Below are 607 nucleotides of genomic sequence, written 5' to 3'. Positions count from 1 at the left end.
AGCTCTGCTTTTGCGTAAGCTTCTGCAAACGTTGCACCAACACCCATCACTTCACCTGTTGAGCGCATTTCAGGACCCAATAGAGGGTCAACGCCAGGGAACTTATTGAAAGGTAGAACGACTTCTTTGACTGAGTAGTAAGGTGGAATAATCTCTTTAGTGAAACCTTGTGATTCCAGAGATTGACCCGCCATTACACGTGCAGCGATTTTCGCTAGTGGTGCGCCTGTCGCTTTCGATACGAATGGAACCGTACGTGCAGCACGCGGGTTTACTTCGATTAGGTAAACTTCGTTGTCTTTTACTGCGAACTGCGTGTTCATCAGGCCACGAACACCAAGTTCGAACGCCAGCTTCTCAACTTGCTCACGCATCTTGTCTTGGATTTCTTGGCTTAGTGTGTAAGCAGGAAGCGAACATGCAGAGTCACCAGAGTGAACGCCTGCTTGCTCAATGTGCTCCATGATACCGCCGATAACCACGCGCTCACCGTCACAGATAGCGTCGATATCCACTTCTGTTGCATCATCTAGGAATCGGTCTAGTAGAACTGGAGATTCATTCGATACACTTACTGCTTCGTTGAAGTAACGACGCAAGTCTTGTT

The 607-nt window shown here is 48.1% G+C and carries 1 protein-coding gene; it reads right to left on the bottom strand.

The genetic code is table 11. From position 1 onward, the window contains the following. On the bottom strand, nt 1-607 hold a 607-nt coding region (locus R7Z77_RS26730), incomplete at both ends, for an ATP-grasp domain-containing protein (RefSeq protein ID WP_318137221.1).

The organism is Vibrio sp. 1401 (assembly GCF_033340295.1).
The sequence above is the reverse complement of the archived record's forward strand: the minus strand, read 5'-3'. Positions and strand labels throughout refer to the sequence as shown.